The sequence below is a fragment of the Shimia sp. genome, from assembly GCF_041624275.1.
Classification (GTDB): domain Bacteria; phylum Pseudomonadota; class Alphaproteobacteria; order Rhodobacterales; family Rhodobacteraceae; genus Shimia.
In genome coordinates, this window is record NZ_JBFJVE010000209.1 from 1 (window position 1) to 4,929 (window position 4,929).

Annotated in this window: 5 protein-coding genes; 3 read left to right on the plus strand and 2 right to left on the minus strand. The window is 65.3% G+C overall.

Annotated elements, in window-relative coordinates:
• Together ABZD10_RS13650 and ABZD10_RS13655 are read right to left on the minus strand one after the other, a co-directional pair.
• Positions 1-635: ParB N-terminal domain-containing protein (locus ABZD10_RS13650; protein WP_372887283.1), on the minus strand; the 635-nt coding region annotated here is incomplete at its 3' end.
• A 136-nt stretch (positions 636-771) separates the two neighbouring features.
• On the minus strand, positions 772-2,196 hold the full coding sequence (locus ABZD10_RS13655) for an AAA family ATPase (RefSeq protein WP_372887285.1): 1,425 nt from the start codon (positions 2,194-2,196) through the stop codon (positions 772-774).
• Between the two features lie 492 nt (positions 2,197-2,688).
• Here ABZD10_RS13655 and ABZD10_RS13660 point away from each other — a divergent pair, with 492 nt between their 5' ends.
• The 3 genes from ABZD10_RS13660 to ABZD10_RS13670 all read left to right on the plus strand — a co-directional run.
• A complete protein-coding gene (locus ABZD10_RS13660; RefSeq protein ID WP_372887286.1) occupies positions 2,689-3,705 on the plus strand; it encodes a replication initiator protein A in 1,017 nt (338 codons plus the stop codon).
• A gap of 107 nt (positions 3,706-3,812) precedes the next feature.
• Positions 3,813-4,388 carry a dTDP-4-dehydrorhamnose 3,5-epimerase gene (gene rfbC, locus ABZD10_RS13665; protein WP_372887288.1) on the plus strand — a complete coding sequence of 192 codons (576 nt, stop codon included), beginning with the start codon at positions 3,813-3,815 and terminating at the stop codon, positions 4,386-4,388.
• On the plus strand, positions 4,385-4,929 hold a 545-nt coding region (locus ABZD10_RS13670; RefSeq protein ID WP_372887289.1), incomplete at its 3' end, for a dTDP-glucose 4,6-dehydratase. The genes rfbC and ABZD10_RS13670, both read left to right, overlap by 4 nt.

Consider the following 4,929-nt stretch of genomic DNA (forward strand, 5'->3'; position numbering starts at 1 on the left):
AGCGCCTGTTTCTCACTGTCGTAGACCCGCTGATCGACCGCCTGCACGACGATCCGCGCGCGTTCGAAAAACGACAGGCCGAGCCGGATCTCGTTTTCCTCGACCATCGCCACATAGGCCTCGGCACTGGTCTCGGGGCGGCGGATCAGCGCCAGCACCTCGGGCGCCCGGGTGCGCTGTTCCCCGCCCTGTTCTGCGCCCTGTTCTGCGGCCAGCTGGCGCAGCGCGGTCAGCCGCCGCCAGCCCGAGATCAGCCCATAGCGCCCAGCCCCGAGCTCCAGCACCTCGATCGGCACCTGCTGGCCGCGGCTCTGCAGACTGTCTTTCAGCGCCTGCCAGTCTTCGTCCGCCGCGCCCATGGCGCCCGGCTCGCCGGCCAGACGGTCGCGCACCAGATGCGCGCCCTCGATCGCCGACAGCGGCAGCGACTGGATCATGCGCCCCTCTTCGCGGGCCAGTTGCAGCACCGCCGAGACCTCGCTCAGCGCCGCCGCCGCCGCCGCATCGCCCGAGACCTGGGCGATCGGCGGGCCCGGGACCTTGCCCGACTGGGGCCCGAAAGCCTTGATCTCGAGCCCCGAGGGGGCGGTCAGATATTCGGCCTTGGCGGGGGTCAGGCGTTTGCGCTTGGCCATGGTCACTTTCCTCCAATTGCTCTGCGGCGCGCGGCGCCGGGCAGGCGGTGGCCGGCCCGCGAATGTTTCGCGCGCGAAACTTTTTCCGCCACAACAGATACGAAACCGGGGTTTTCAGAGTCTGAAGCCACCGTTCTCACCCCGCGCTCCCGGCCAGTTCCCGGCTTTCTTCGCCGCTCTTGGGTCCTTCCGCCGCCAGCTCGTCGCGCCGCCAGATGCCCAGGAGCAGCCGTTTGAAGGCGGCATAGGTCTGATCGAAGGTCATGCGGCCACGGACATAGGTCTCGCGGTTGAAATCGCGGTAATCGGCCTCGTAGATGCCGTTGACCTGCTCGCCGGCCTGACCGATGAGGGCGGTGAAATCCTGTTTGTGCGGGCTCAGCGTCTGGCCCAGATAGGCCTGCATCAGCGCCGCCAGCTCGCCTTGCTGGGCGCCGTCATAGCGGGTGACCACGGCGCGCACCGCATCCCATTCAAAGGCCAGCTCGTCGCGCCCCAGGGCGCGGGCGGCCATGTTCTCGCCGGTCTCGATACTGGCGAAGGTCGAATGCAGCATGTCGAAGAAACGCCCGGTCGAATCGAACTCGAGGAAAGAGGCGCCGAGCGGCACCAGGAGGATATCCGCCGCCGCCAGCCCGTTGATGGTCAGATAGCCAAGCGCCGGCGGGGTGTCGATGAACACCAGGTCGTAATCCTCCAGCACCCCGTCCGCCTCGAGCATCTCGGTGAGCGCATCCCAGAGCTTCCAGCCCCGGCTCTGCATGCGCCAGACCGGGATCTGGAACTCGGCCCAGTAGAGGTTCAGCTGGGCGCCGATCAGGTCGATATTGGGCCAGTGGGTGCTCTGGATCACCTCGCGCGTGGTCACCTTCATCGCCTCGGAGAGCGTGTCATCCAGCGGCAGCGGGTCTTCGCCCCGGGCGATCCGGGCGCGGTTCTCGGCCTGCAGGTGGCTGCCGTAATGGCGCGCCAGGAGCGGGAAGACGGTCTGCCATTCATCCGCCACCTGACCGCCAAAGATCGAGGTCATCGAACCCTGGCTGTCGAGATCCAGCACCAGCACCCGGTAGCCGTCAAGCGCCGCCGACATCGCCAGATGCGCCGCGGTCGAGGTCTTGCCCACCCCGCCCTTGAAGTTGGCCACCGCCACCAGCTTGGCCGGCACGCCCTTGGGGCGGTAGGGCTGGTATTCCTTGGCCTTGCTGCCCTCAGAGGCGAAATGCGCCCTGAGCCGCAGCACCTCGTCGAGGGTGAACCACTTGGCGCCGCCCTCGGTCTCGCTCTGGCCCTGGGGCAGGGCGGGGTTCTGTTTCAGCACCCGGCGGAAATGCGCCACCGCGACCGGGATCAGGTATTTGGTGATCTCCCATGTCGAGAACAGGCGCAGCGATTTCTGCCCGGCCTCGTTCAATCCCCGGCTGGCCAGATCCTCGCGCCCGCGCGCGCAGGCGGCGGCGATCTCGGCAAAGCCGCCGGTGCTGGTGGGCTGGCCCAGTTCGGCCAATGCCCGGTCGGGGTCGATGTTGAAATAGGGGGGCTGCTCGGCCGCCTCATATGCCATGAAAGTCACCTCATGTTCGCCTTTTCCGGGATTATATCCAAAAACAGCGCACATGGAAGAAATATGAACAGCCCCATTGATTTTTCTAAGAAATATCGGGGGTTTTCGGCCTCGAAACCCGGGTTTCAGAGGCGATCCGGGGGGCGGAGCGATTTTTTTTAAGTGTTATATATCTGTTATTATAGTGTTACGGGATTTTTCCGCTCTTCCAAGCCGTTGATAGAAAACAGCTTTTGGCGATTTTTCGGCAGGGGCCCGACTCTGAAGCCACGAAGAGCCGACTCTGATCCCACGTTGTTGCGACTCCGGTCCCACGAAAGATGCTCTGGACCGATCTTGTGGATAACTCTAGCCTGGTGTCATTAAAACCACGAAGAAGAATCGCCAGGCCCGGGCACATGGGCCGGGGATCACGGGCAGCGGTTCGGCGGCGGTTCAGCAGGGATCGGCGGGGGCCGAGAGGGCTGACAGGGGGTCGGCAGGGGCAGGCGGATGACAGGGATTCGATCAGCAGCAGGTGGCCTGATGCCGGTGCGGCATCCGACGGGCGATTTTTTCGTCTGCGACATTTTCGATGCCATCCCCAAGGATGACATGGGCTCGATGGAACATCCGATGTTCTCGCTGGCCACCCGCCCCGACCGGCGCATCCTGTCCTACAGCCACAACGGCACCCAGATCCAGGTGGTGCCCTCGGTCAAGGGTCTGGCGACGATCCACGACAAGGATATCCTGATCTATTGCATCAGCCAGCTGATGGCGGCGCTGAACGCCGGCCGCGAGGTGAGCCGCGTGCTGCATCTGAAGGCCTATGATCTCTTGGTGGCCAGCAACCGCGAGACCTCGGGCGACGGCTACAAGCGGCTGCGCGAGGCCTTCGAGCGGCTGGCCGGCACCCGCATCACCACCAATTACGTCACCGGCGGCGAAGAGGTGACATCGGGCTTTGGCCTGATCGAAAGCTGGGAGATCGTGCGCAAGTCGCGCGGCGGGCGCATGGTCTCGGTCTCGGTCACCCTGTCGGACTGGCTCTATCGCGCCGTGCTGTCGAAATCGGTGCTGACCCTCAGCCGCGATTACTTTCGCCTGCGCAAACCGCTGGAGCGTCGGATTTACGAGCTGGCGCGCAAACATTGCGGCCGTCAGGACAGCTGGCGGGTCTCGGTGGAGGTGCTCTTGAAAAAATCCGGCTCGGCCAGCCCGCGCCGGGTGTTCCGCAAGATGATCCGCGACATGATCGCCGCCGACCACCTGCCCGATTACGCCATGGCCGAAGAGCCCGGCGATCTGATCCGTTTCACCCTGCGCGATCAGCTGGTCGAGCCGCACAGCAGCCCGGTGCTGAAGCCCGAAACCCTGGAGGCGGCGCGGGCGATGATGCCGGGGCGCGATGTCTATGCGCTCGAGGCCGACTGGCAGGCGGTCTGGGCCGGCACCGGGCGGCCGAAACTGCGCTCGGCCGACGCGGCCTTTCTCGGCTGGCTGCGCAAACAGGCGGCGGGCGGCTGACCCTGCCATGGCACGGCGCGGAATATCCCGAGCATGGTTGAAATGCGGCGCCGGGAGGTGCAGACCGGGGGCCGGGCGATGTCACGCAACAGGGTGGATGAACGACAGTGCAGGTTGAAGACACGAAACTTTCCGGGGTCAAGCTGATCACCCCGGCCCGCCATGGCGATCACCGGGGGTTCTTCTCGGAAAGCTACAGCCGCCGGGCATTGGCCGCCCATGGCATCGAGCTGGACTTCGTCCAGGACAACCATTCGCTCTCGGCCGAGGTCGGCACGGTGCGCGGGCTGCATTTCCAAGCCCCGCCCCATGCCCAGGCCAAGCTGGTGCGCTGCGGGCGCGGCGCGCTTCTGGATGTGGCGGTGGATATCCGCCGGGGCTCGCCCACCTACGGGCAATGGCTGGCCGAAGAGCTGAGTTTCGAGAACGGCCGCCAGCTGCTGGTGCCGGCGGGTTTCGCCCATGGCTTCATCACCAGACAGCCGGACACCGAGATCATCTATAAATGCAGCGACTACTACGCGCCCGAATGCGAGGGCGCGCTGTTGTGGTCAGACGCCGCGATCGGCATCGACTGGGGTGTTGCGGCAGGAACCGAGCCGGTCTTGTCGGCCAAGGACGCGGTGGCGCCGGGGCTGGCCGGCTTTGACAGCCCTTTCACCTATGAGGAGGCGGCATCATGAAACTGCTGATCACCGGCGGCGCCGGCTTTATCGGATCGGCCGTGGTGCGCCTTGCGGTGGCCCGGGGCCATGCGGTGGTGAACCTTGATGCGCTGACCTATGCCGCCTGTCTCGACAATGTGAAATCGGTCTCTCGCTCGCCCCGATATGCCTTCGAACAGGCCGATATCCGCGACCGCGCCGCGCTGGACCGGATCTTTGCCGCCCATCGCCCCGATGCCGTCATGCATCTGGCCGCCGAAAGCCATGTCGACCGTTCCATCGACGGGCCCGGCACTTTCATCGACACCAATATCACCGGCACCTACAACATGCTCGAGGCGGCGCGCGCCTATTGGTTGGGCGCCGGAAAGCCTGAGGCTTTCCGCTTTCACCATATCTCCACCGATGAGGTCTTCGGCAGCCTCGGGCCCAGCGGCCAGTTCACCGAAGACACCCCTTATGCGCCCAACTCGCCCTATTCGGCCTCCAAGGCGGCTTCGGACCATCTGGTGCGCGCCTGGGCCGAGACCTATGGGCTGCCGGTGGTGCTGAGCAATTG

Bases quoted from the DNA above. Each gene is read 5' to 3' on its own strand.
- ABZD10_RS13660 (WP_372887286.1), top strand. From the start codon at position 2,689: ATGACAGGGATTCGATCAGCAGCAGGTGGCCTGATGCCGGTGCGGCAT.
- ABZD10_RS13655 (WP_372887285.1), bottom strand. From the start codon at position 2,196: ATGGCATATGAGGCGGCCGAGCAGCCCCCCTATTTCAACATCGACCCC.